3 protein-coding genes are annotated in these 2,297 nt (G+C 69.8%); all 3 read right to left on the bottom strand.

The features are described from left to right. Positions 1-141: 141 nt before the first annotated feature. Positions 142-336, bottom strand: coding sequence for a hypothetical protein (locus VGR06_RS35155; protein ID WP_327563515.1), 195 nt, complete (start codon positions 334-336; stop codon positions 142-144). Between the two features lie 7 nt (positions 337-343). Continuing rightward, the gene (locus VGR06_RS35150) at positions 344-1,072 is read right to left on the bottom strand and encodes a hypothetical protein (protein WP_327563514.1); all 729 of its coding nucleotides are present in this window, start codon (positions 1,070-1,072) and stop codon (positions 344-346) included. A gap of 313 nt (positions 1,073-1,385) precedes the next feature. Beyond that, on the bottom strand, positions 1,386-2,297 hold a 912-nt coding region (locus VGR06_RS35145), incomplete at its 5' end, for a DUF4082 domain-containing protein (protein WP_327563513.1).

Genomic DNA, 2,297 nt, shown 5'->3' with positions numbered 1-2,297 from the left:
CATACCACATACCCCTCCACCTACGCCCGGCGATGACCACGGATCCGGTCGACAGGTTGTGTAGAGGCACCCGTCGCTCCGCCGCGAACCTTCCCCAGCAAAGGGCAGAACCAGCCGATTCGACTAACGCTGACGGGCGTCTCAGTCGCTGCGGAGGCTGAGCCCGACGTCGATGACGACGGCGAGGGGTAGCAGCCACCATGCGTCGTGGCCGGCGAGGTGCAGGGTCCAGGTGGCTGTCAGCGCGGCCGCGACGGTGGCGGCGATGGTCCAGTCGTCGCCGATGATGAACTCGTACCAGAACCGGCCGAAGCCGGCGAGCCAGCGCCAGATCATGGTCGGTTCATCCTTGCGAGGTTTGGGCGATGAGCGGGTGGGCGCGGCGGCGCAGGAGCGCGGTGTAGCCGGCGGCGGCGAGGGCGTACCAGCCGGTGAGGGCGAGGATGGCGATCTCGTCGCCTGGCCAGGCGACGCCGAGGCCTTCCACCGCCCAGAACGTGCCGAAGCTGGACAGCAGCGTGCCGACCAGCAGTTGCAGGGCGCTGCGCGGGATGCGCTGTACGACGTTGCGGGTGGCCACCCCGGCGACGCCGATGACGGCGAACGCGGCGGCCGCGCCGGCCACGGCGCTGCCCAGCGCCTGGGCGGTCAGCCCGAAGCTGACCACGATGAACGCGACTTCCAGGCCCTCCAGCAGCACGCCCTTGAACGCGAGGGTGAACGCGGTCCAGTCCACGCCGTGGGCGGGGATCCCCTCGGCGGAGGCCGACCAGTCGCCCATGCCCCGCAGGCCGTGGGCGGCGACCCGGCGGATCCCCTTGCGCAGCCACTGCAGCCCGAAGACCAGCAGCAGCGACCCGATGACCAGGCGCAGCGTGTCGATCGGCACCGCCTGCAGCGCCGTCCCGAACACCAGGACCAGCACCGCGAGGACGGCCAGCCCGGCACCGGCGCCCAGCCAGGTCGACCGCCACCCCCGCACCGAGCCAACCCCGACAATGATGATCACCATCTCGATGACCTCAACCGCCGAGGCCAGGAACGTGGTGACAAAGACCGAGGGATCACTCACGGCGATCTCGCCGCACTGGTTTTCAGCGGCGCGTGCCGCCTGCCGCATCCTTCTTGCTGAGCAGGTGTCGATTCTTCCTGTCGAGGATCGAGAGCGCTCATGGTGCTGGATGGGGACGAGTCGGCCGAGATGACGTCCGCGCTCAGCCAAATGGGTCGCGTACTTACTGATGCCGACCCAGTGCGCATGGCGGAAATGTACACAACCCGTCGCCGTGCGGCCGACCTGCCACCCGGACAAACTGGAATTGGTGCCGGTCGGCGCTTTCTACGACCGTATCGAGCGTTCGGCCAAGGACGGTGCGTCCCGGCGCCTATCCCGTGGCGAACACTACGTCGACCCAGTAGTTGCTGGATTGCCAGGTGTTGGTGGGGAAGGTGCTGGTGGAACCGTAGGCGTAGACGCCGTTGCCTGCGCTGACCCCGTCCTGCAACGCGTGCAGCGGGGCGTTGTCCACTCCGGCGGTGGCGAAGTAGGCGTTGTCTGCCGCGTAGTGCCCCGCCGGGGCGAGGTACGAGGCGACGTACACCGTGCCGGCGGTGACTGCCACCGGGCTGGAGAACAGCGCCTGTTGCCACCCGGACGCGGTCTCGTTGCCGAAGGTCACCGTCGCCAGCTTCGTCCCGGACGTCGTCCACAGGTTTCCGATATGGGTGCCGGTGTTCCCGGTGCCCTTGTAGAACCGGATCCCGGTGATCGACCCGTTCACGTCGGCCTTGAACTTCATCCCGAGCTCGACCGACCCGGTGTCGGTGGAGCTGGGGGTCGCCGGTGTCGCCGATGACGCCCAGATCGTGCACGCGGTGCACCCGGTCGCCGCGGTGGGGGTGACCGGGTTCGACGCGGCGGAGGCGGGGCCGGTGCCCACCGCGTTGGTCGCGGAGACCTTGAACGTGTAGGCGGTGCCGTTGGTCAGCCCGGTCACCGTCGCCGTGGTGGCCGGCGGGCTGCCGGTCACCGTGGTCGGGGTCTGCGCGGTCGCCCCGATGAACGGGGTCACCGTGTAGCTGGTGATCGCGCTGCCGCCGTTGGACGACGCGGTCCACGACACCACCGCCGACGCGTCCCCGGCCGGGGCCGACACGTTCGTCGGCGCCCCCGGCGCGGTCGGCGTCGCGGTCGGGGTGACCGCGTTCGACGCGGCCGTGGCGGGGCCGGTGCCCACCGCGTTGGTCGCGGAGACCTTGAACGTGTAGGCGGTGCCGTTGGTCAGCCCGGTCACCGT

It is taken from the genome of Actinophytocola sp. (genome assembly GCF_036002505.1).
Taxonomy (GTDB): Bacteria; Actinomycetota; Actinomycetes; order Mycobacteriales; family Pseudonocardiaceae; genus DASYTH01.
This window is presented reverse-complemented; position numbering and strand designations above follow the sequence as displayed.